This is a genomic window from Halomonas sp. IOP_14 (assembly GCF_021021315.1).
GTDB classification, from domain to species: Bacteria; Pseudomonadota; Gammaproteobacteria; order Pseudomonadales; family Halomonadaceae; genus Vreelandella; species Vreelandella titanicae.
In genome coordinates, this window is sequence record NZ_JAINWD010000007.1 from 205,592 (window position 1) to 227,864 (window position 22,273).

The 22,273-nt window shown below is 51.8% G+C and carries 18 protein-coding genes; 7 read left to right on the top strand and 11 right to left on the bottom strand.

Features of this window, described 5'->3' with window-relative positions; translation table 11 throughout:
- From dnaN to gyrB, 3 genes are all read left to right on the top strand, one after another.
- Positions 1-1,104 carry a DNA polymerase III subunit beta gene (gene dnaN / locus K7H09_RS08035; protein WP_022521028.1) on the top strand — a complete coding sequence of 368 codons (1,104 nt, stop codon included), beginning with the start codon at positions 1-3 and terminating at the stop codon, positions 1,102-1,104.
- Positions 1,105-1,229: 125 nt separating this feature from the next.
- Complete coding sequence (gene recF / locus K7H09_RS08040; RefSeq protein WP_022521027.1) at positions 1,230-2,333, top strand: DNA replication/repair protein RecF; 1,104 nt, start codon at positions 1,230-1,232, stop codon at positions 2,331-2,333.
- Positions 2,334-2,390: 57 nt separating this feature from the next.
- Positions 2,391-4,811 (top strand): DNA topoisomerase (ATP-hydrolyzing) subunit B, encoded by a 2,421-nt coding sequence (gene gyrB, locus K7H09_RS08045; RefSeq protein WP_009286362.1) that lies wholly within the window; start codon positions 2,391-2,393, stop codon positions 4,809-4,811.
- Between the two features lie 241 nt (positions 4,812-5,052).
- Here the strand turns inward: gyrB and gmhB are convergent, their stop codons facing one another.
- The 3 genes from gmhB to glyQ all read right to left on the bottom strand — a co-directional run bounded on the left by gmhB (position 5,053) and on the right by glyQ (position 8,805).
- On the bottom strand, positions 5,053-5,601 hold the full coding sequence (gene gmhB / locus K7H09_RS08050; protein WP_022521026.1) for a D-glycero-beta-D-manno-heptose 1,7-bisphosphate 7-phosphatase: 549 nt from the start codon (positions 5,599-5,601) through the stop codon (positions 5,053-5,055).
- Between the two features lie 166 nt (positions 5,602-5,767).
- A complete protein-coding gene (gene glyS / locus K7H09_RS08055; RefSeq protein WP_230804359.1) occupies positions 5,768-7,834 on the bottom strand; it encodes a glycine--tRNA ligase subunit beta in 2,067 nt (688 codons plus the stop codon).
- Positions 7,834-8,805, bottom strand: coding sequence for a glycine--tRNA ligase subunit alpha (gene glyQ / locus K7H09_RS08060; protein WP_041157463.1), 972 nt, complete (start codon positions 8,803-8,805; stop codon positions 7,834-7,836). The genes glyS and glyQ overlap by 1 nt, the downstream gene beginning before the upstream one ends.
- Positions 8,806-8,914: 109 nt before the next feature.
- Here glyQ and rfaD point away from each other — a divergent pair, with 109 nt between their 5' ends.
- Together rfaD and waaF are read left to right on the top strand one after the other, a co-directional pair.
- On the top strand, positions 8,915-9,871 hold the full coding sequence (gene rfaD, locus K7H09_RS08065) for an ADP-glyceromanno-heptose 6-epimerase (RefSeq protein WP_039857862.1): 957 nt from the start codon (positions 8,915-8,917) through the stop codon (positions 9,869-9,871).
- The gene (waaF, locus tag K7H09_RS08070) at positions 9,864-10,907 is read left to right on the top strand and encodes a lipopolysaccharide heptosyltransferase II (RefSeq protein ID WP_009286366.1); all 1,044 of its coding nucleotides are present in this window, start codon (positions 9,864-9,866) and stop codon (positions 10,905-10,907) included. Before rfaD ends, waaF begins: the two co-directional genes overlap by 8 nt.
- On the opposite strand, the gene K7H09_RS08075 is transcribed toward waaF, so the two are convergent.
- From K7H09_RS08075 to K7H09_RS08110, 8 genes are all read right to left on the bottom strand, one after another.
- A complete protein-coding gene (locus tag K7H09_RS08075) occupies positions 10,897-12,477 on the bottom strand; it encodes a sulfatase-like hydrolase/transferase (protein WP_101148389.1) in 1,581 nt (526 codons plus the stop codon). The genes waaF and K7H09_RS08075 overlap by 11 nt on opposite strands.
- 170 nt (positions 12,478-12,647) lie before the next feature.
- Complete coding sequence (locus K7H09_RS08080) at positions 12,648-13,625, bottom strand: glycosyl transferase family 90 (RefSeq protein WP_141440208.1); 978 nt, start codon at positions 13,623-13,625, stop codon at positions 12,648-12,650.
- Positions 13,625-14,677, bottom strand: coding sequence for a glycosyltransferase family 4 protein (locus tag K7H09_RS08085; RefSeq protein WP_167522507.1), 1,053 nt, complete (start codon positions 14,675-14,677; stop codon positions 13,625-13,627). The genes K7H09_RS08080 and K7H09_RS08085 overlap by 1 nt, the downstream gene beginning before the upstream one ends.
- A 3-nt stretch (positions 14,678-14,680) precedes the next feature.
- Positions 14,681-15,463, bottom strand: coding sequence for a glycosyltransferase family 2 protein (locus K7H09_RS08090; RefSeq protein ID WP_141440206.1), 783 nt, complete (start codon positions 15,461-15,463; stop codon positions 14,681-14,683).
- Positions 15,460-16,614 carry a glycosyltransferase gene (locus K7H09_RS08095; protein WP_159177860.1) on the bottom strand — a complete coding sequence of 385 codons (1,155 nt, stop codon included), beginning with the start codon at positions 16,612-16,614 and terminating at the stop codon, positions 15,460-15,462. The genes K7H09_RS08090 and K7H09_RS08095 overlap by 4 nt, the downstream gene beginning before the upstream one ends.
- Positions 16,611-17,555 (bottom strand): glycosyltransferase family 8 protein, encoded by a 945-nt coding sequence (locus K7H09_RS08100; RefSeq protein ID WP_141440204.1) that lies wholly within the window; start codon positions 17,553-17,555, stop codon positions 16,611-16,613. The genes K7H09_RS08095 and K7H09_RS08100 overlap by 4 nt, the downstream gene beginning before the upstream one ends.
- Positions 17,552-18,925, bottom strand: a complete 1,374-nt coding sequence (locus tag K7H09_RS08105) for an O-antigen ligase family protein (protein WP_141440203.1) — start codon at positions 18,923-18,925, stop codon at positions 17,552-17,554. Before K7H09_RS08105 ends, K7H09_RS08100 begins: the two co-directional genes overlap by 4 nt.
- Positions 18,926-19,027: 102 nt before the next feature.
- Positions 19,028-19,747 (bottom strand): 3-deoxy-D-manno-octulosonic acid kinase, encoded by a 720-nt coding sequence (locus K7H09_RS08110; protein ID WP_039857866.1) that lies wholly within the window; start codon positions 19,745-19,747, stop codon positions 19,028-19,030.
- Here K7H09_RS08110 and K7H09_RS08115 point away from each other — a divergent pair.
- Together K7H09_RS08115 and hldE are read left to right on the top strand one after the other, a co-directional pair.
- A complete protein-coding gene (locus tag K7H09_RS08115; protein ID WP_141440202.1) occupies positions 19,746-20,843 on the top strand; it encodes a glycosyltransferase family 9 protein in 1,098 nt (365 codons plus the stop codon). The two genes, K7H09_RS08110 and K7H09_RS08115, sit on opposite strands and share 2 nt — an antisense overlap.
- Positions 20,833-22,263, top strand: coding sequence for a bifunctional D-glycero-beta-D-manno-heptose-7-phosphate kinase/D-glycero-beta-D-manno-heptose 1-phosphate adenylyltransferase HldE (gene hldE, locus K7H09_RS08120; RefSeq protein WP_141440201.1), 1,431 nt, complete (start codon positions 20,833-20,835; stop codon positions 22,261-22,263). The genes K7H09_RS08115 and hldE overlap by 11 nt, the downstream gene beginning before the upstream one ends.
- Positions 22,264-22,273 lie beyond the last annotated feature (10 nt).

The following is a 22,273-nucleotide window of genomic DNA, read 5'->3' on the forward strand; positions in this document are numbered from 1 at the left end:
ATGAAATTTTCGATTTCCCGAGAGGCGCTGCTACGTCCGCTGACTCTGGTCGCTGGTGTTGTTGAGCGCCGTCAAACGCTGCCAGTACTGTCTAATGTGCTGATTCAGGTAGAGGGTGACCAGGTGTCGCTCACCGGTACTGACTTAGAAGTCGAGCTCGTGGGCCGCACGGTGGCAAGCCAGGTCGATCAGGCGGGCTCCGCGACAGTGCCAGCGCGTAAGCTGATGGATATCTGTAAATCATTGCCCGATCAGTCCGACATTCAGCTCGCCGTTGAAGAGGGCCGCGCGGTACTACGCAGTGGCCGTTCACGTTTTACGTTGTCGACGCTCCCGGTCGCTGAATTCCCCAATATCGAAGATGCGGACGGCAGCCAGGAGATTAGCGTACCCCGCGGTACCCTAAAGCACCTGATAGAAGCGACTTCGTTTGCCATGGCGCAGCAGGATGTGCGGTACTACCTCAACGGTATGCTGCTGGAAATTCAAAGCAATTTGCTTCGCACAGTCGCTACTGACGGGCACCGTTTGGCGATGTGCTCGCGGCCAATCGAGGTCTCTGTGAGCCAGTCTCAAAAGTTGATTGTGCCCCGGAAGGGGATTTTAGAGCTGTCGCGCTTGCTAGACGATAGCGATGAGCCTGTCAGCTTAACGCTTGGCTCCAGTCATGTGCGTGCTCATACAGGCGACTTTACCTTCACCTCCAAGTTAATCGACGGTAAATTTCCTGACTATGAGCGTGTCGTGCCGCGCAATGGCGATAAAGTATTGATTGCCGAGCGTGCGGAGCTTCGCCAAGTACTTTCACGTACTGCTATCCTCTCTAATGAGAAGTACCGTGGTGTGCGCCTTTATCTTGAAGAGAACAACCTTAAGGTAATGGCCAACAACCCCGAGCAGGAGGAAGCGGAGGAGAATATCGCCGTTGAGTATAACGGCGGGGCAATGGAAGTTGGTTTTAACGTCGGCTATTTAGTTGATGTACTAACAGTGCTAAATGAAGATCGCGTGCAGATTACCCTGGCTGATCCCAATAGTAGCGCGCTGCTGGAAGAGCCCGGCGGCGGTGATGCGCTTTATGTCGTTATGCCGATGCGCCTGTAAACGCTTTGGGCGGGTAACAGCAATACGTAAGCAAGCTACGTTAGCGGCGCTTCTGGTAGCAGAAGCGCCGCTAACGCGTTGGAATACTCCCTTTTTTCGAGGATATTTTAAGTGGTGATAATAGGATGAGCCTGACACTGCTTAATTTCCACGCTTTGCGCAATCTCAGGCCGGTTGAGATGACGCCCTCTTCGCATATCAATGTCATTAGCGGTGCTAATGGCAGCGGTAAAACCAGTCTGTTGGAGGGGGTACATATTCTTGGCATGGGCCGCTCTTTTCGTACTCGCCAGTTAAAAAACGCGATCCAAACGGATGAGCCGTATATGACGCTGTACGGACGTTTAAGTGGTGAGCCTGAGGTTACCCTTGGTGTGCGTCGTTTAAGAGCTCAGCGGGAGCTGGAGCTTCGTTTAAAGGGAGATAAAAACGCTCGGTTGGCGGAACTGGTAGAGGCTATGCCGCTTCAATTAATTAACCCTGATGCTTTTCGATTGCTTGAAGGTTCTCCAGCCGGACGTCGTGAGTTTCTCGACTGGGGCGTGTTTCACGTGAAACATGACTTTTTAGCAATCTGGAAGCGCACCCGGCGTGCGTTGAAACATCGGAATGCACTGCTCAGGCGTGGTAGAATACTACCTCAGGAAATGGCGGTGTGGGAGCATGAACTAGCCCTTTGGGGTGAACAGATGGACTCGTTACGCCGTGCTTGGTTTAGTGACTTTTTGCCTGTCTTTGAAGAGACACTTAAGGTATTGCTTCCCTTGCCGGGATTGTCGCTTCACTACGCCAGAGGTTGGGATAAAGATCGAACTCTTGCGACTGTGTTACATGATAGTCGGCCAACTGATCAGCAGATGGGGTTTACTCAGCAAGGTCCGCAGCGCGCTGACTTACGTATCAGGATAAACAAACAGCCTGCTGTAGAAGTGCTTTCCAGAGGCCAGCAAAAGTTAGTGGTGAGTGCATTAAAGCTTGCCCAAGGGCGGTTTCTGGAAAGAACAGCACAGCGGCACTGTATTTATCTTATCGATGATTTGCCCGCAGAACTTGACGAGCAAAATCGTTACCAGTTTTGTGGCTTACTCGAAGATATGCAGTGCCAAGCATTTATTACCAGTGTCGAACCTTCTGCATTGAAGAATGCCTGGCGAACTGATACCCCCGTAAATATGTTTCACGTGAAACATTGCAAGGAGGGGTTTAGTGGTTTAGAGAAAGTCAGCTAGCGCAGGAAGAAGGGTAGGACGATACAGGATGAGACAGACTTCACAACGGAGTGGTCAATGAGCGAGCAGGCTTACGATTCATCAAGCATCAAGGTGCTCAAGGGGCTGGACGCGGTGCGTAAGCGGCCAGGTATGTATATTGGTGACACCGACGACGGTACTGGGCTCCACCACATGGTCTTCGAATTGGTGGATAACTCCATCGACGAGGCGTTGGCTGGGCATTGCAGTGAAATTCGCGTTGTCATCCACCCGGATGAGTCGGTCACCGTGAGTGATAACGGCCGTGGCGTACCTACCGAGCTTCATGAAGGGGAAGGTGTTTCCGCTGCAGAAGTTATTATGACGGTTCTGCACGCAGGCGGTAAATTCGACGATAACTCCTACAAGGTTTCCGGTGGGTTGCACGGCGTCGGTGTTTCTGTTGTCAATGCGCTTTCCGCTGAGCTGCGCTTAACGATTTGGCGTCAGGGTGAAGTGTTCGAACAAATGTACCGTCACGGTGTTCCTCAAGCACCATTGGGCGTTGTGGGCAAAACCGAAAAAAGCGGTACCCGGGTTCACTTCCGCCCATCGCCAGAAACCTTTGGCAATATCGAGTTTCATTTTGATATTTTAGCCAAACGACTTCGCGAACTATCCTTCTTGAACTCTGGTGTGGCTATCCGTTTACTGGATGAGCGCAGCGGCAAAGAGGAGCTGTTTCACTACGAAGGTGGCTTGAGAGCCTTTGTTGATCACCTCAATACCAATAAGAGTGTGATTAATCCGGTATTCCACTTTAACGCTGTTCGTGATGACGGCGTTGAAGTAGAGGTAGCCATGCAGTGGAGCGAAGCCTTCACTGAAAATATTTTCTGCTACACCAATAATATTCCGCAGCGAGACGGCGGGGCGCACTTGGCGGGGTTCCGGGCAGGGCTTACCCGTACGCTCAATAACTATATTGAAGCTGAAAACCTGCTGAAAAAAGCCAAGGTGAATACCACGGGCGATGATGCTCGTGAGGGGCTAACAGCTATTATTTCAGTTAAAGTCCCGGATCCTAAGTTTTCGTCTCAAACAAAAGATAAGCTAGTCTCCAGCGAAGTGAAGACAGCGGTTGAGCAGGAAATGAGCCGTCTCTTTTCCGAGTATCTTGTTGAAAAGCCTAACGAAGCCAAGGCGATCGTCAATAAGATGCTGGATGCCGCGCGTGCACGTGAGGCGGCACGCAAAGCGCGGGATATGACCCGCCGCAAAGGCGCGCTGGATATTGCCGGTTTACCTGGCAAGTTGGCGGATTGCCAAGAAAAAGACCCCAGTCAGTCAGAGCTTTACTTGGTGGAGGGTGACTCGGCAGGTGGCAGTGCCAAACAGGGCCGTGACCGCCGTACACAGGCTATCTTGCCGCTCAAGGGTAAAATTCTGAACGTGGAAAAAGCACGTTTCGACAAAATGCTCTCCTCTGCAGAAGTGGGCACGCTTATCACTGCCCTGGGTTGCGGCATTGGCCGTGAAGAGTTTAACCCCGATAAGTTGCGTTACCACTCGGTTATTATCATGACCGATGCCGATGTCGATGGATCGCACATTCGTACGCTGCTGTTGACGTTCTTCTTCCGTCAGATGCCGGAGTTGATTGAGCGTGGTCATATCTTCATCGCTCAACCACCACTTTATAAAATTAAGCGCGGCAAGCAAGAGCTTTACCTGAAAGATGAACAGGCGATGGTGGATTATTTAACCACCACGGCCTTGGACGGGGCCGGCCTGCATGTTAACGCTAATGCACCGGGTATTTCCGGCTCACAGCTTGAAGCGTTAGTGAACCAGTACCGCAACGTGATGAAGCGAATTGATCGCTTGTCGCGGGTTTATCCTAATGAAGTACTTAAGCAAATCGTTCATGCTTCGGCACTGAAAGGTGAGGAGAGCCTGAAAGATCGTGTGACCATGCAGAACTGGATTGATGAACTCCAGAAGATCATGGATGACATGGTTGCCTATGAAGGCGGGCCCCGTTACCACTTCCATCTCCACGAAGATTCTGAGCGCGGGCTTTTCCTACCTACCGTCTCGCTGGTTGCTCACGGTGTGACGACTGAGTATAGGTGGGGCCTCGACTTCTTTGAAAGCGCCGACTATCGCGGTATCGCTGAGCTGGGCGAAACCCTGGATGGCTTCCTGGAAGAGGGCGCCTTTATTGCCCGTGGCGAGCGGCAGAAGCCGGTATCGCACTTCTCGGAAGTACTGGCGTGGCTAATGCAAGAGGGCCAGCGCGGGTTGTCTGTACAGCGCTATAAAGGCTTGGGTGAAATGAACCCGGATCAGCTCTGGGACACCACCATGGATCCCGATAGCCGCCGCATGCTGCGGGTGACGATCGAAGATGCCGTTGGTGCCGATATGATGTTCAACACCTTGATGGGTGACGATGTAGAACCGCGCCGTGACTTTATTGAGACCAACGCGTTGGTGGCAAATTTAGACGTGTAAGGTGGATTGCATTCGTTAAGATGTTTCACGTGAAACACTGCTTTAACGATCCTTAGCCTCAGTATGGTTTAATGCCACTATGATAGGCGTCGCTATGAATTTTATAGCGACGCTTTTTTTATTCATAGATAGATTGGCAGGATCAGGATACGTGTAGCAGAAGCAGAAGAGGGTAGTTAGTTTCAGCCAAATTTCTCATGCAACGCAGAGCGATCATGACTACCAGCTCGGTGTCGCTTAGTTATTTAATGAGCCATTCAACAAATTGCGCTAAATCATCGAAGATATTGCTCTTTTCAAGACCAGCGCCTGCTTGCTCCGTTTTACTTCCCTTTCCAGTTCTGACCAGCGCTGTTTCGCAACCTACGGCTTCGCCCGCCTGGAGATCGCGAAGGCTATCACCGACCATCCAGCTTCCCGTTAAACTTTCTAGTCCCAGGATCTGCTGGATCTGTATTAGCATTCCTGGCAATGGTTTACGGCATTGGCAATTATCATTTGGCCCATGGGGGCAGTAAGCAATATGAGCAATATGCCCGCCTTCCGCTTCTACTAACGAAATTAAGTGTTCATGCATCGTATGGAGGGTTGCTTCATCATAATAGCCTCGGGCAATCCCGGATTGATTCGTTGCGACGGCAACGGTGTATCCCGCGCGGGTGAGGCGGGCAATGGCAGTGATTGAAGAGGGGTAGGGTACCCACTCCTCGAGAGATTTGATGTAGTTATCAGAGTCATGGTTGATGACGCCGTCTCGATCCAGGATGACAAGGTTATCGGCACTTAGCATAGTGATCCTATTGGTACGGTTGTCGGCGATACTTTCTGCCCGCGAGATTTAAGACTATTTTACCCCGATCTAACAAAGATGTTTCACGTGAAACACGTACCCCCCAAACAATAAAAAAAGCCCAGCCGTTGGGCTGGGCTTGGATTTGCGATCCATTAGTCGACGACTACTGAGGGAGCAGCGAAATATCGGCGACTTCTAAAAACAGCGCTTGAAGGCTTGCAAGAAGCGCTAACCGATTACGCTGAATAGCCGGGTCATCCGCCATCACCATTACTTGGTCAAAGAAGGCATCCACTGGATCTCGCAGTGTGGCAAGTGCGTCGAGTGCACGCTGGTAGTCACCCGCAGCAAATAGGGGTGCCACCTGTGCTTGGCTACCTGTCACAGCGTCGAACAGTGCCCGCTCGGCATCTTCCTGCAGCAAGTGTTGATCGACCTGTGTGCTGCCGTCATGCTCCTGCTTGCTTAAAATATTCGAAACGCGCTTGTTAGCCGCCGCCAGCGCTGTGGCTTCGTCACGCTGGGCAAAGGCCTTCACAGCGCGCAGGCGGCGAGCGAAGTCGAGCGGGTTTGTGACTGGGCGCGCACGAACAGCAAGGTACATTTCTGCGCTGATGCCTTCATCCTGGCCCCAGGCGCGGAAGCGATCCAACATGTACGTCAGCACGTCCTCAACCAGCCCGTTAGCTTTGGGGAGGCCCTGGTGCTGCTCAGAGGCAACCGTAAGCAGCTCGCGCAGGTCAAGATCCAGCTCGCCTTTGACCAGAATGTTAAGCACGCCAATCGAAGCACGACGTAAAGCGAAAGGATCTTTCGCACCGGTTGGGCGTTGGCCTATCCCGAAGATGCCTACCAGGGTATCCAGTCGATCCGCCAGGGCTAATGCCTTGCCTGTAGCACTTTGGGGAATCGCATCAGTAGCAAAGCGGGGCAGGTACTGCTCTTCAAGGGCTTGGGCAACCTCCGCGGGTTCGCCATCTTGCTGCGCATAGTAGCGTCCCATAATGCCCTGAAGTTCAGGGAATTCGAGCACCATCTCCGTCACAAGGTCGCACTTGGCGAGTGCCACGGCGCGCTGAGCGTGAGCCACGTCGCCATTGATACGTTCGGCAATAAATGTCGCAATAACCGAACTGCGGCGAGCTTTATCCGCCAGGGTGCCTAGCTGCTGCTGGAATACCACGCTCTCTAACTGTGGGATGCGTGACGCTAATGTGTACTTGCGATCGGTGTCGTAGAAAAACGCTGCATCGGCTAAGCGCGGACGAATGACTTTCTCGTTACCGGCAATGACCTGGTCGGGGTCAGCGCTGTCGATATTGGCAATGGTGATAAATAGCGGTTTCAGCTTGCCAGCGTCGTCCAACAGGTGAAAATATTTCTGGTTAGCCTTCATCGAAGAGATCAAGCACTCGGCGGGCACTTCCAGAAAGCGCTCATCAAAGCTCCCGGTAAGGGCGACTGGCCATTCCACCAAGCCGCTCACTTCTACCAGAAGCTCTTCGTCGATAACCGCATTGGCCTCCTGCACTTCGGCCTCTGCTAATACCTGTTCGCGGATGCGCTCGCGGCGTTGCTCACGATCCACCAGTACATAGGCATTTTCCAGCGTAGCCACATACTCATCAGCGTGCGCCAACTGAATGGCATCAGGGGCGTGGAAGCGGTGACCGTAGGTCGTGCAGCTAGCCTCTAGGCCAAGTGCCTCGGCGGCCACTACGTCGCTACCGTAAATGGCTACCAGCCAATGAACGGGACGGGAAAACTCAACCCGTGAAGCGCCCCAGCGCATGTTTTTAGGCACAGGGAGGGTGCTGATTGATTTGCGGATAATCTCAGGCAGCAGCGCTTGAATAGATTCTCCCTGCTGCTGCTCACGAAAACCTAACCAAGTACCTTTATCGGTTTCTAAATGAATCAGCTCGTCGACGCTTACACCGCAAGAGCGGGCAAAGCCTTCCGCGGCTTTAGTGGCAACGCCATCCTTAAAGGCAGCCGCCAGCGCTGGGCCACGGCGCTCAACGTCACGATCAGGCTGTTTGTCGGCCAGTTCATGCACCTGTACCGCTAAACGCCGTGGTGTCGCAAAAGCGGTAACGTTGGTGAAGGGAACATCGGCTTCTTGCAGGCCTTTCTCGATGCTCGCGGCGAACGCATCGGAAAGAGCGTCCAGGGCCGTGGGCGGCAGCTCTTCCGCACCGAGTTCTAGTAAAAGCGTATTAACAGCCATTAGTCGTCTCCCTGATCGGCGAGTAGCTCTTGTAACAGTTCTCGGCGAAGATTTTCTGGCGCCATGGGGAAACCTTCGGCCTTACGCGACTCAAAGTAAGCAGTGGCGACATCCCGGGCCATAGTGCGAACGCGCAGGATAAAGCGCTGACGCTCGGTGACCGAGATAGCGTGACGGGCATCTAATAGGTTGAACGTGTGTGATGCCTTCAGGACTTGTTCGTAGGCTGGCAGCGGCAGGCTGGCAGCGAGCAGCTTGCTGCACTCTTTTTCCTGATGGTCAAAGTTAGCAAATAGCTGATCGACATCGGCATGTTCGAAATTGTAGGCGGACTGTTCGCGCTCGTTTTGCAGATAGACATCGCCATAAGTCACTTTGCTGCCATCGGGGGCAATGGCCCAGACGAGGTCATACACACTGTCGACGTCCTGCAGGTACATGGCGATGCGCTCAAGCCCATAGGTCAGTTCGCCGGTGACCGGATAGCATTCGATGCCACCGGCCTGCTGAAAGTAGGTAAACTGGGTCACTTCCATGCCGTTTAACCAGATTTCCCAGCCCAGGCCCCAGGCGCCCAAAGTAGGAGATTCCCAGTTATCTTCGACAAAGCGCACATCGTGAACCAGCGGATCAAGACCCAGGCGTTTGAGTGAGCCCAGGTAGAGATCCTGCAAGTTGCTTGGCGATGGCTTCATCACCACCTGGAATTGGTAGTAGTGCTGAAGGCGGTTAGGGTTCTCGCCATAGCGGCCGTCAGTAGGGCGGCGGGAAGGCTGTACATAGGCAGCATTCCAGGTTTCGGGACCAATCGCCCGCAGGAAGGTAGCGGGGTGGAAGGTGCCCGCGCCGACTTCCATATCGAGCGGCTGAAGGATGACACAACCCTGTTCTGCCCAGTACTGCTGCAGAGCAAGGATCAAGCCTTGAAAGGTCGACACATCGGGTGTCGATTGGTTTGTCGAGACACTCATCGCGGAAAGCACCGTTGGCCATGAATTCATAAGGCGTCAAGTATACAATCCTAGGCAGATGGGTTATAGGCACGTATGCCAACAAGCTGCTTTAGGTAAGGAGAACAGTATGATTGTGGTAACAGGCGGTGCCGGTTTTATCGGGGCCAACATAGTTAAAGCATTGAACGCTCGCGGTCGAAACGATGTGATGGTCGTTGACGATCTACGCGATGGTACCAAATTCGTCAATTTAGCCGACTGCACGCTGGCTGATTATCTCGATAAAGATGATTTCCTCGCCAGGGTAAAAGCTGCCCTGCGCGGTGAAAGCGTCGAGCTACCTAAAATCGATGCTATTTTCCATGAAGGCGCCTGCTCGGATACTACCGAATGGGATGGCCACTACATGATGGAGAATAACTTCGAGTACTCCAAAGTGCTGCTTAATTACTGCGAGCAGCAGAGTATTCCTTTTTTATACGCCTCGTCAGCCGCCACCTATGGCGGCAGCGAGGTATTTAAAGAGGTACCCGAATGCGAAAAGCCGCTTAACGTTTACGGCTATTCCAAGCTGCTGTTTGATCAGCACGTGCGTTCGCGCTGGAGCGAGTTAACCACTCAAGTAGTGGGCTTTCGTTACTTTAATGTCTATGGCCCCCGTGAACAGCACAAGGGCAAAATGGCCAGTGTGGCCTATCACAACCACTTGCAAATTCGTAATGGTGAAACGCTCAAGCTGTTTGGCGGCTATGACGGCTACGAGGCAGGCATGCAGAGTCGTGACTTTGTTTATGTGGGCGATGTAGTCGATGTGAATCTTTGGTTTTTGGATCATCCTGACAAGTCAGGAATCTTCAATCTTGGCACTGGTCGGGCTGAACCTTTTAAAGCCATTGGCGAGGCGGTTATCGACTTTTACGGTAAAGGTGAGATCGACTACATTGCCTTCCCCGAAGAACTCAAAGGACGCTATCAGAGCTATACCCGAGCTGACATTGGTCAGCTACGTGAGAGCGGCTGCGATGTTGAGTTTAAAACCGTTGCTCAAGGGGTGAAGGCCTACTTGGGGTGGTTAAATGGCTAATTCAGCTCAGCGCTTGCTGGTGATTGGCCCTTCGTGGGTCGGTGACATGGTCATGGCACAAAGCCTGTTTATGACCTTAAAAGCCCGCCAGCCAGGCGCGACGATAGGGGTGGTTGCACCAAAGTGGTCACAGCCTATTTTAGAGCGTATGCCCGAAGTGGATGAAGTGCTGCCGCTGGCAGTGGGGCACGGTGAATTTGGCTTGGCCAGCCGCCGTGAACTGGCCAACCGTTTGCGTGGCCGTTTTGACCGAGCCATTGTCTTGCCACGCTCTTGGAAGGCAGCGCTGGTGCCCTTTATGGCGCGCATTCCTGAACGCATAGGCTTTTTAGGCGAACACCGCTATGGGCTTCTCAAGGAGCGCCGCAAACTCGATAAACAGGTGCTGGATCAAACGGTAAAGCGCTTTGTATCGCTCGGCCTGCCTCTGGAAGAAGCGGCTAGCGGCGCCTTTGCGCTGCCCAAACCGAGACTGCAGATTGACCGTGATAACTTGGTCAATTTGCGGCTAACTCACTCGCTTTCTTCGCGCACGGCGATTGGTATGATGCCGGGCGCTGAATACGGTCCCGCCAAGCAGTGGCCGGTCAGCTACTTTCACAGCTTAGCCAAACGGCTGGTGGAAGAGGGTTTTGAAGTACGCGTACTCGGGGGGGCAAAGGATCACCCGGCGGGCGAGGAGATCACACAGGGGCTTTCCCATGCCCATAACCTGTGTGGTAAGACGCAGCTGGCTGATGCGGTCGATCTGTTGGCGGATTGCCGGCAGGTAGTCACCAACGACTCGGGGTTAATGCATGTGGCTGCAGCGGTAGGTGTTCGTGTCCATGCGCTGTATGGCTCCTCATCGCCCGCCTACACGCCGCCGCTGACTGATAACGCCGTCATTCACTACCTAGCGCTCTCTTGCTCTCCTTGCTTTCAGCGTACCTGCCCATTGGGGCATACCAATTGCTTGAATCTGCTCAGCGTTGAGCAAGTCTACCAACAGATTCACGCGGCTCATCAGTGGGAGAGCGTGATCGTTAATGGATGAGCTCGACTTCGTCTGCCGCGTCAGCAGGCGTCTCTAGGGTTTGCTCTTGAGTAACTTCTTGAGAAGGCTCGTCGGACTCACGCCGCTGAGGGGAAATGCCCTCCCAAAGGCGGTGCTGAAGCGCCGTCTCTTCCCGTAAACGCTCATTAAGCACTTCGATACCGTGGGCCTCTACCAGCGTACGATTATTACTGAAAAGCGAAGTGCCCAATCCAGCGCGGTCGCGCTCTAAACTAAAGCCCAGCGCATCGAGTATCGTGGGGAAAACATCCAGCATGGTAGCGTCTCGGCGAATACGCTGTGGCTCGATATCGTTGCCGAGCATTATCAGCGTGTTGTCGCGGTCTAGCGCGGTCAATTGATCCCACACAGAAACGCGCATCGTCAGATGGTCGCTCAGTATGACCACCAAGGTATTATCGAGAAGACCCTCAGAATCCAACCGTTCAACCAAATCTTGAGCCAGCCAAGTCGCGCATTCCACCGAATAAAGAATATCCTGGCCGTCAAACTCTCCTTGACGTTCCACGCACGACTGGGAGGGATAACCATTAGGCGCATGACCCGCCAGATTGAGGCTAATTACACCCCAGGGGCCGCTATTCTGGCTATCTAAATGCCGGATCTCATCGGCGGTGATGTCATACAGCGTGTCGTCATACAGGCCCCAGCTATTTACATACTCAGGATTCTCTAGCAGGGGCTCTAAATCTTCACGTCCTTTCACCGTATCGAATTGGTGGCCGCGATAGAATAGTCCTTTACCCGCGAATTGTGTGCTAGCACCGCCTAGATAGCTTAGTTGGTAGCCCTGTGCAGCAAGAATGTCGCCGAGACAATCGACCCCGGGAACAACCTTGGAAAGAGGCTCGAACTGGCTGTCGTGAAGGAGTCCAGCAGGCATCAATGGCACGCCGCACTGGCTGGCAATCATGCCCGCCATTGTCCAGCCCGTATTATCCATCTGGCGCACGCCCTCAAAAACGGCACCTCGTTCCCCTAGGGCGTTGAGACTGGCGTAGGCATCCCCAAATATGTCATTAGAGTAGGTACGCTCTATGCTTTCCAAATACAGAATGAGTAAGTTAGGGGCGTCCCTAAGTTCCTCGGCAGGGGGCGGCTTGTAGCGTCGATCCAGCCAGGCGCCGTCATCAGTGACAATGGCCGCGCTGCGTTGGCTTATGCCATAAAGTAGCGGGTTGCTAGCCAATAATATAATAGCGAAAAAGCGCTCGGCTAACCGCCAGCGCTGGTCGTGGCGTGATAGCCACGTCACGGCCGCCAGTACGCCAATCATTATTAACGTATAGAGCACCGCGGAAATCATTTTGCCTGCGCCACCATGCTTGGCTATGCCTGCCTGGAGGTGAAAAAACACCGCACCCAAATCGACAATGCCAAAGCTGTCCGCCAAGTAAACGTACACACCCCAAAGACTTAACGGTACAAGCGACCAGGGCCACATTTTACGATAGCGAGCATTGGCAGGCTGGCCCCAGCGCAGCTTAAGCCCCACACCAATCCATGCGGCCGCTACTAAAAATAGCGTCCACCAGGGCAGACGGGTCATTACCGTGACCGTGTAACCCAGGCTGAGGCCAATTAGTGTCAATGCAATGGTGGCTAGCCTAGCGGTATCCCATGCAATGAAAGAGCGATAACGTATGATGACATTTACCTAATATAAACAGTGAAAAAGGGGACACTACAGAAAATTGATAGCTCTGATGATAACGGCTACTACGGGAGAAGTTGATGGGTGCGCTCGAAATATTTCTGCATAACCAAAAGACCCATAAAGCGTTCTTTATCAGCATTCATAAATTGAGCGAAGTAGCGGTTAGCATTACCGATAATTTTTTTTGCCGCCGCGGGGTTTTCAAGGTAATAGGTGACTTTCTCCTCAAGGTCTGAGTAATCATCTTTGAGCTGCACATAGTGATAGTCAGGTAACAAAGTGCCTTCCATAAACCATGTTTCAAAGCGCGGTTGTCGCATAAAACAGAGTGAATTAGAGGCCATTATCCATTTGAGATTCGTTGCAACATCTTTGCCTTCGATACTGAGTACGAATTTATATTTCAGTTGCTCCAGTACCGACATAAATTGGCTATGCCAGGGCTGACCTTGCGCATTTTTGTGAATATCGCCCACATTACATAGCGGGTGATCATAAAAGTCTCGAATGAATTGTCGCCGATGTTCTTGATGACAAGAACCACGCCATACCACAAGGTCAAGCTTGTCATCATAGCGGTGAGGATCTTTCACCGTGTAGTAATGACGAACACGGTTTAACTTAAGTAAAACTGAGTTTTGATTGTGGTCATTAATGGGCCGGCTTTTCACTAAGGTAGGCGCGTCTGGCACGGTGGTTACATCACCAAAGCGATGGCAGAAGCGTAGTTCAGGCGGAAAATAGCGCAACACACTGAGCAAATCCAAGTAATAAGTGCCGCTTTTCTCGCGTTTGAAACTAGATAAACTTATGGCCTCCTTAGGCAGTTCAACGTTGTTTTCCAGTTGATTACAGTAGTTAACTCGGAGAAGTAGCTGCTGCTGCTCCTCTTTTGACAATTGCTTTAATGAGCGAAGTAAATTTAATCTTTGCCGTTGCAGAAACGTACTGGGAATTAGGCGGTGAACGGTATGTTGCGCATAAAAGCCTAGCTTATGAAGGTTTTTATGCGCTTTTGCAGAAGCCGCAAGCATAATCATTAACTCACTATTGTTTGATAGAGGTGCCAGTACGCTGCAGTCATTGACTGAGGGCTATAATGATCTAAACGTTCAGTGGCTCCTTGGGCCAATCGTTGCCGAAGAGCGGGATCCTGCCTTAATCGCATAATGTCGTTAGCCAGCGCATCGGCGTCGCCGGACGGTATCAGTAACCCCGTTTGTTCGTGCTTGACGATATCGGGTATGCCGCCAACCTTGGTAGCAATGACAGGAACGCCTAGCTGCATGACATCCAGCAGCACGGAGCCCAAGCCTTCATTGCGTGAAGGAAATGCAAACACATCCAGGCCAGCTAGATAGTCGGCAATATTGCTTTTAAATCCCAGCCAGGAAACATTGCTAAGTGACGAGGATTCTGCTTTTAGCGTTTCTGCATCTTCACCGTCACCTAGAAAAATAAACTGTATATCAGGCGCTTGATGCTCAAGCTTCTGCGCAGCCTGCAATAGCACTCGCTGACCTTTATGACGGTCAACCATGGCGCCTGCATGGCCGACCAAAAATTTATCGGCAAAATCATTGCGAAAACTTTTGGTCGCCTCAGGCGAGGGCGCTAAGCGCGCATAGGCACTGGGTATCAAGGTAACGTCGCCACACTGATTGTCTTCCAGAAGACGCTTTATGACGTGGGAAAGGGCAACCCTGGCGGATGCTTGGGAGTAACACTGCTGGTTAAACCACTTACGTTTGACGGGCGAATCGACACGGCGTGTAATTAAATAGGGCGTGCCTTTTAAACGGTAGTGTAAGTAAGCCCAATGAACGCCTTTTGCATCGTGGGCATGTACCAGCTGTGTCTTGCCGAGCGATGTCCCGCCGAGATCAAAATGCCCCGCTAACTGGTGATTGGCTGCTTGAAAGTTGAGTCGCGCTACACTCTGCAGGTGCTGGCGCATGGGCGAGTCTCGACGGCAAACCAGCGTTTGTGCAATATCGTTTGGTGCATGCTCTGCTAACGTTTTAATTAATAACTCAGTTTGACGCTCTCCACCGCGAAAACCACGCGCCAAATTTACATGAGTAATATGCATCAATCACCAAACCTTATTAAAATCTTCCGCTTCAAGCACTTTTGGATCACGCTGATATTCGAGTAGCTTGGCATACTTCAAGTAGCTATTGAGCCCTGCGCTGATCGCAACAGTCATGCCATCTACTCCGCCCATGAAGCCTCGCTGAAATATATATTTGCGTACGAAGGCATTCAGGCCATGTGTAAACGGTGAAAAAGCGTTTGCCCGCTTCCCCTTTTGAAACATGATCTTGGCCGCACGACCGCTGAAGTTTCGCCCTGGCTTGGCAAATAACTGACCTAAGTTAGCAAAGGAGTAATGTACTATATCTGCGTTAAGTCGCTTGGGGTTGGCAGCCCCTATGCTGGCATGCTGTTTTACATCAGCAAAGCGAGCATGGTGCCGGTTGTAGAGCCGAATACAGTAATCGGGATACCAGCCACAGACTCTAATCCAGCGTGAGCCAATCATATTGCGGCGACGAAAGGCAAAGGCGTCATGCTCGGTTGCAGCTAGGTCTAGTTGTCCAATCGCTTCGACCATCTCTGGCGTTAGGCGTTCATCGGCGTCTAAGCTGAGCACCCAGTCGTACTTTACGTGCGCTAGCGCGATATTTTTTTGAACGCCGTCACCTAAATAGGCTTGTTGAACCACCTTGGCACCTAACTCACGCGCGATAGCGGTGGTGCGGTCTTGGCTGCCTGAATCCACCACAACGATGTCTTCACATACTTGGCGAGCGGAAGCAATACAGTCCGCAATATTGGCTTCTTCGTTAAAGGTAATAATATTAGCCGATATCATGAAGCAGGCATCTCTTGCAAAAAGGCAGTCGTAATGTGCGCTGGAGAAAAACGTTCCAGCCAACGTTCATCAATAGCATAGCCGTCAGCATCAAGAATGGCATCGACACGGGCTGCTAACGCCTCCGGTGTCATTTCACACAGATAAGCTTCCAGCTCACCGGTCATAATATCACGTACCCCGCCTGGGCAATCGACCGAGACAATCGGCGTTTGGCAGGCCAGCGCTTCAAGTAATACGATGCCAAGACCTTCGTGGGCAGAGCTCAAGATGAATAGGCGTGCATGATGCATCCAAGGGTAAGGGTTTAGTTGGCGACCGGTAAAAGTAACCCGTGCCGCAATACCCAGCTCAACTGCTAGCGCTTCCAGTTCTTTGCGCAGTGGCCCCTCGCCGACAATCACCAGCGGAAGCGTTGTGCGCATCTTGGCATACGCCCGCAGTAGAAGGTGATGGTTTTTCTGCGGTACCAAGCGGGCTACATTGAGTAGATATGGAGAATTGGGCCGCTCTGGGAAGTCTTCGTACATAGCCTTTCGAATAGCCCCTAAAGGGCATGGATTGGTAATGGTTCTCAGCGAGGACGGTTTGACTTGTAGCGTCTGCATAGCAGTGGCGATTTGCTTTTCGACGCCGTGGGATACGGTTACTAAGTGTTTGTTATGAAACAGACAGCGTGCTTTTAGTCGCTCTAGCCAAGGGGCATGACTTCCGGTAGTTTTGACGATATTTTCCAGAACATAACAGGCGCGGGGGTCTTGGAAGGACCATACCGTTTCAAAGGTACCAATGCCGCGGAAAATAATCCGATCAAAAGCGCCATATTGGCGCTCAAGGCGACGTACTTCGCGACGAAAAAGTTTTCCACCCCACCAGCCTGATAATAAAAAATAGCTTTTCCTTAACACGCTATTGAGCAGGCGTGCTACCACCTCAATAATGCCACCCACACCCGATGTCCACATGGCACGAGACAGTGCGAAATGGTGAACTTTGACTCGCTCATTGCTTGGTTCTAACTGAGGGGGGCGCGGCTTAAAGTACATCAAATGGCTCTCATGGCCGTGTTCCGCAAAGGCGTCAGCAAGGTTTACCGCAACCCGTTCCATGCCACCTATTTTTAGCGTACGCACGACAATCAATACCTTCATGTGGGCGAGTCCTTTTGGTGGGGCGGAAGTTGCATCACAGGGTGGCAATGCAATCGCTGGCGGCGCCGCCGATTCTTAAACCACGCCAGCATTTGCTTCAGACGTCGTTGCAGGGAAGGATGAGTAGCTTGTACAGATGTCTGCCACGGTGTTAACGAAAGATAGTGCCGATACAAATAGGCAAGCGGGTGGCGGCTGTCGGCGTGCCATGGTTTACGTGCGCCAATAAAATGTATGATCGCGGGTTCACGGATAGCGTGTTCAAGTTCCTTCTGCCAATCAGCATAGTGAGCTGCTTTTTTTTCTACGGCCGGATAAGCGTATGGCTGCATATTCCAGCGCATGGGTAGTCGATACCAGTCTTGGAAAATGAGATTTAATGCGTCCTGATCGGGATAACTTAAGGTGTAATCGTGCTGTTTTAATATTTGCTCTACTTGGTCTAGCACATTGCGAGCTTTCCACCCTTCCAGATCCACCAGAAGGACGCCGGAATTAAAATAGTGTTGATAACCAAGGCCCATTCGACTCTGCTCAGTTCCTTGTAGATTAGCCACACTAGCTATGGGAGCGCCCTGGATGTCGAATGACAACAAATTGGCGATATCGTCTAGCACTACAAGGTCACAGTCTAAATAAATAACTTTCTGGCAGCTTGGTGGCAACCAATTGTGCATGCCTAGGCGCAGCATAGCGGCGGGCCCAAAACGGCCCAATGTTAACTCGGGCCAGCGACTATTCTCAGCTTCAATGATCGTTAGTTCAGCAGGCAGTGTCGTAAACCAGTTGTGCAGCTTTTGATGAGTGTTTGCAGATAATTTGTATCCTAATATATAGAAATGCAGAGTTTCAGGTGCCTCGCTGTGACAAACGGTTGACGCTATCACGGCAGCGGCTTTATCTACATAAGCCTCATCGGAGCACAGGATAATATTAATCATTTGCGATCCTTTCCTGATATAACAGAAGATGTTGAACTGTTAGTGCGCAATGTGGGTTTCCATATATGGACGAGGCCGCCCGCCATAACAACATTAAACAGAAATACACCTGTCCAAAATATCAAATATGATTCAAAAAGATTAATCACACTCCAAAAGCATAAAAAAGCATAGAAAAATAGCAGTACATCACCCGGCATGTCGCCACGCTTCCAAGCAAACCATGCGTTTGCTATAAACCACCCTAGTAGATAAAAGTAAGCAGCTAGACCTAACAAGCCATACTGTAGTGTGATTTCAAGATAGAGGTTATGTAGATGACCAAAATTTAAAGCTTGATAGTGTGCTTGATTATATTGGATGTTATCAAATAGATAATCAATGCCTTGCTCACCCCAGCCTAGCAAGGGGCGTTGGGCAATCATATCGATCGCGGCGCGCCAACTATATAGTCGCTCTCCTACACTAGAGCGTACTTCACTGGTTGATAGGGGAACAGAACTCCAGTCACCCCTCAGTAGTGCCTGAATGGTATCCAATTCTGCAGTAGCTCTTTCAATGACTAAAGAGCTATTGGTAATAATAAGAATCGCCAGACATGCTGATAATATAAAAAATATGAGTAGATGTTTTTTTGAAAAGCTTTTCCGATGCTCAATAAAGATTAAGAAAAGTGCCGTTAATAAGCCTGCTATCACACCTAGCCAAGTGGCGCGAGTTTGTGAAATGATAACGCCAGCTATAATGATAATAAAAGCGAGTACCCATAAACTTAGTTTGCCATAGTGTTGTAGAGGAGCCCTTAACAGCCGTGGTAAAAAAATAAGCAATCCAAGCAGTACTGTGCCGAAAAACATCGCTGAATGCTGAACGTTACGAATACCAAACCCAATGCGTTCGCCGAGAAAACCACGCTGAAAATCAGCGAGGCCATCGCCAGCGATCCATGGCGCCAATACGACAGCTGCGCTAGCAATACTCCAGAAAAGTAGCGTGTTCTGTGTGCTGCCAGCAAGCCACCATGCAAATATAATAAATACGAACAGTCGGGCAATGTGATCCAGTTTAGGGTAGTCACCTGCCAGATCAGGAAGTGCCAGTGTTAAAAAAAACCAATGACACACTGCTAACAGTAAGGCCCACCAAAACATATGAAAAACAGGGTGTTTCCATACTGGTACGGCATAAATTTTAATGCTAATTAAACCAGAGAGAGATAGTACTAATTTATTGAAGTCGCTAAAATCATCAAAGTGGGGCTTTGAAAAAACATAAAACAACGTAGTTAATACGCCTATCGCTATTAAGGGTAGGGGCGTTTTTCCAAAATAATGTGTTTCCCATAAGCTTGAAGGGATCTTTCTTAACATATACTCAGTTTCTCAGTTGTTTTCTGCATCTATGAAAAATTAATGTTCATTGGTGAACTGACCGGTATTTTAAAAGCTGTTTTAACGAGTCGCGATAAAAATTTAACTACAGTAGCCTTGTCGAATGCTGCCCATTAATTCTGAGCTGTGGGAGATGGCAGAAAACTTTCCTAGCGAGCGCTCTAAGCGAGCTAAATTCTTTTCCTGCCACTTTCCCGCCGCACGGAGGCGGCAGCGATCAAGGTCAATCAACCAAGGTGCGCCACTGGGGTCGATCAAAATATTGCGGGCGTTCAGGTCAACATGATCAAGCCCCGCTTGATGAAAGCGGTAAATCATAGCACCTACACGCTTTAACAACGCTTCATCCGCCAGATCGTCGGCGAGTAGCTCAGCGAATGCTTTGGCACCAGCAATGCGCACGGTAATCAACGCGGCTTCATACGTAAGCCCATAGCGAGTAACACAGCTTGCTACGGGGCGAGGTACCGGCAGCCCTTGCCCAAAAAGCGTGGCGGTTAAGCGCAGTTCACGAAATGCCCGGGTGCGCTCAGCGCCAGTCCATAGGTAGCGTTTCTCACTGAGTTTGGCCGCCATGCCCCCCCGGCAATAGGGCCTTAATACCCACTGCTCGGTCGGCGTTGCCTGTAAAAACAGACTGCTGCCCCGGCCTGGTGCTTCGCCCACAATTAATCCGCGCTCACGCCAGTAATCGCGCGTGAATAAGTCTGGATCAATTTGGTGTGTTCCCGGCCCGTCACATAAACTGTCTACATCATGTAAAATCAGCCAATTTCTCTGCCGGAGTGCCGCTAAGCGCATGAAGCCCTCTCTGCCTGTTCAGCCTAACCACATTGCCATTTTGCGCCTCTCCGCCCTAGGAGATGTGTGCAATCTCGTGCCCACGGTGCGGGCGTTGCAGCGCCAGTGGCCCGATGCGCGCATTACCTGGATTATCGGTAAGGGGGAGCACAGTCTACTGGCGGGGCTTTCCGGGGTCGAGTTCGTTGTTTACGACAAGTCGACCGGTATTGCCGGAATGCGCGCGTTATGGCGGCAGCTTGCCGATACGCGCTTCGATGTGTTGCTACATATGCAGCAGGCCATTCGGGCCAGCGTGCTGTCGTTTGGGCTGAAGGCCGACGTACGCGTGGGCTATGACAAGGCGCGTGCCAAAGATGCTCAGCACTGGTTCACCCAGCATCAGCTTGCGCCGCACCCCAATGCCCATGTGTTGGAGTCCTTTATGGACTTCGCCCGGGTGCTCGGGGTAGAGGATGACCGCTTAGCGTGGGATTTACCTGTGCCCGATACGGCACGTAATGAGGCTCAGGTGATCAGCGGTGAGACCTCTTACCTCGTCATTAACCCGTGTAGCAACGTTCGCCTGCGTAATTTTCGCAACTGGTCGGTAGAGGGCTACGCGAGCGTGATTGAACACGCTTGGGTGCAGCATGGTCTTAAAAGCGTATTGACCGGTGGCGGCAGTGCTCTGGAGCGTGAAATAGGCGAGCAAATTGAAGCACTCTGTCAGCCAGCCAGTGTCATTAACGCCATCGGCGGCACCTCATTGAAAGGGGTTTTAGCGCTGATCGATCAAGCCCAAGCGGTGATAGCGCCGGATACCGGCCCTATCCATATGGCCAATGCCATGGGAACGCCGGCATTGGGTCTTTATGCATCGACCAATCCCCAGCGCGCCGCGCCCTATCTGTGGCGCGATTTTGCTGTCAACGCATACCCTGACGCGGTACGTACTTATCTGCATAAGTCGGTAGACGAGGTGAGCTGGGGCCAGCGGGTGCGTCACCCAAGCGCCATGATGCTGATTAAAGCAGACGACGTTATCGCTAAACTGGATACACTGCTGGCGCATACCGCTTTGACTGCCAGCGCAGGGAGCACCGATGAAGATTGATTTAACCGCGTTAGAACATGCCCGTGTACTGGTGGTCGGCGATGTCATGCTTGACCGCTATTGGCATGGAGGTACCTCGCGGATTTCCCCCGAAGCGCCTGTGCCAGTAGTTCGGGTAGAAGATGTTGAAGACCGTCCAGGCGGAGCGGCTAATGTGGCGCTGAACATTACCTCCCTGGGCGGCCACGCGGTGCTGGCGGGTGTGATCGGAGACGATGACAACGCGCAGATTCTACAAGCTAGTTTGGTTGCTTCAGGTGTGAGTACTTACTTTCAACGTAGCGTTGAGATACCCACGACTACCAAGCTGCGTGTGATGAGTCGTAACCAGCAGTTGTTGCGCCTGGATTTCGAGCAGCGCTTGGACAGTGTCGATACCAGTGAGCTGGTGACTCAGGTAGAAAAGGTGCTCCCCGACTGCGACGTAGTGATCCTTTCCGACTACGGCAAAGGCACGCTGAACCAAGTGGAGAACCTGATAGCCAACGCAAGAGCTCAGGGCAAGCGCGTGCTAATCGATCCGAAAGGGCAGGATTTCAGCAAATACCGTGGGGCAAGTTTAATCACTCCCAATCTGACCGAATTTGAAGCCGTGGTGGGCCATTGTGCGTCCGATGCCGAGTTATCCCGACGGGGTGAAGCGCTACGTGCTGAGTTGGAGCTGGAAGCGTTGCTGATTACTCGCAGCGAAAAAGGCATGACGCTGATTCGTGAAGGGCATGCGCCGCTACACCTACCCACCCGCGCTCAGGAAGTTTTCGATGTAACAGGGGCAGGCGATACCGTTATTGGCTTAATGGGGCTAGCGCTAGCGGCAGGCCACGCCTTTCCCGAAGCAATGATGCTGGCTAATTTGGGGGCAGGGTTGGTAGTGGCCAAACCGGGCACGGCCACGCTCTCTATCGCCGAGCTCTACACTGCCTTACACGGCGATAAGCTGGCCGAGTTTGGGGTGATTGAACCGAATGTATTGATCGAGGCGGTGCGTGCTGCCCAGCTACGCGGTGAGCGGGTGGTCATGACCAACGGCTGCTTTGATATTTTGCATGCGGGCCACGTCGCCTACCTGGAGCAGGCTAAACGTCTGGGTGACCGTTTAATCGTCGCGGTTAACGACGACGCCTCTATTGGTCGCCTGAAAGGGCCCAAACGTCCGATTAATCCGCTTAACCGGCGGATGCAGGTGTTGGCGGGGTTAGGGGCTGTCGATTGGGTTGTGCCGTTCAGTGACGACACCCCTCAGGCGCTGATCGAAGCGGTGCTACCCGATATCTTGGTCAAAGGTGGCGATTATCGTCCAGAAGATATCGCCGGGGGCGCGGCCGTTATCGCTAATGGTGGTGAGGTTAAAGTACTGGGCTTTGAAGATGGCGTTTCGACCTCGGCGATGATTAGTTCGATTCTAGATCGTGAACGCTAAGAAACCTCTG

Bases quoted from the DNA above. Each gene is read 5' to 3' on its own strand.
- dnaN (WP_022521028.1), top strand. From the start codon at position 1: ATGAAATTTTCGATTTCCCGAGAGGCGCTGCTACGTCCGCTGACTCTG.
- recF (WP_022521027.1), top strand. From the start codon at position 1,230: ATGAGCCTGACACTGCTTAATTTCCACGCTTTGCGCAATCTCAGGCCG.
- gyrB (WP_009286362.1), top strand. From the start codon at position 2,391: ATGAGCGAGCAGGCTTACGATTCATCAAGCATCAAGGTGCTCAAGGGG.
- gmhB (WP_022521026.1), bottom strand. From the start codon at position 5,601: ATGCTAAGTGCCGATAACCTTGTCATCCTGGATCGAGACGGCGTCATC.
- glyS (WP_230804359.1), bottom strand. From the start codon at position 7,834: ATGGCTGTTAATACGCTTTTACTAGAACTCGGTGCGGAAGAGCTGCCG.
- glyQ (WP_041157463.1), bottom strand. From the start codon at position 8,805: ATGAGTGTCTCGACAAACCAATCGACACCCGATGTGTCGACCTTTCAA.
- rfaD (WP_039857862.1), top strand. From the start codon at position 8,915: ATGATTGTGGTAACAGGCGGTGCCGGTTTTATCGGGGCCAACATAGTT.
- waaF (WP_009286366.1), top strand. From the start codon at position 9,864: ATGGCTAATTCAGCTCAGCGCTTGCTGGTGATTGGCCCTTCGTGGGTC.
- K7H09_RS08075 (WP_101148389.1), bottom strand. From the start codon at position 12,477: ATGACCCGTCTGCCCTGGTGGACGCTATTTTTAGTAGCGGCCGCATGG.
- K7H09_RS08080 (WP_141440208.1), bottom strand. From the start codon at position 13,625: ATGATTATGCTTGCGGCTTCTGCAAAAGCGCATAAAAACCTTCATAAG.
- K7H09_RS08085 (WP_167522507.1), bottom strand. From the start codon at position 14,677: ATGCATATTACTCATGTAAATTTGGCGCGTGGTTTTCGCGGTGGAGAG.
- K7H09_RS08090 (WP_141440206.1), bottom strand. From the start codon at position 15,463: ATGATATCGGCTAATATTATTACCTTTAACGAAGAAGCCAATATTGCG.
- K7H09_RS08095 (WP_159177860.1), bottom strand. From the start codon at position 16,614: ATGAAGGTATTGATTGTCGTGCGTACGCTAAAAATAGGTGGCATGGAA.
- K7H09_RS08100 (WP_141440204.1), bottom strand. From the start codon at position 17,555: ATGATTAATATTATCCTGTGCTCCGATGAGGCTTATGTAGATAAAGCC.
- K7H09_RS08105 (WP_141440203.1), bottom strand. From the start codon at position 18,925: ATGTTAAGAAAGATCCCTTCAAGCTTATGGGAAACACATTATTTTGGA.
- K7H09_RS08115 (WP_141440202.1), top strand. From the start codon at position 19,746: ATGAAGCCCTCTCTGCCTGTTCAGCCTAACCACATTGCCATTTTGCGC.
- K7H09_RS08110 (WP_039857866.1), bottom strand. From the start codon at position 19,747: ATGCGCTTAGCGGCACTCCGGCAGAGAAATTGGCTGATTTTACATGAT.
- hldE (WP_141440201.1), top strand. From the start codon at position 20,833: ATGAAGATTGATTTAACCGCGTTAGAACATGCCCGTGTACTGGTGGTC.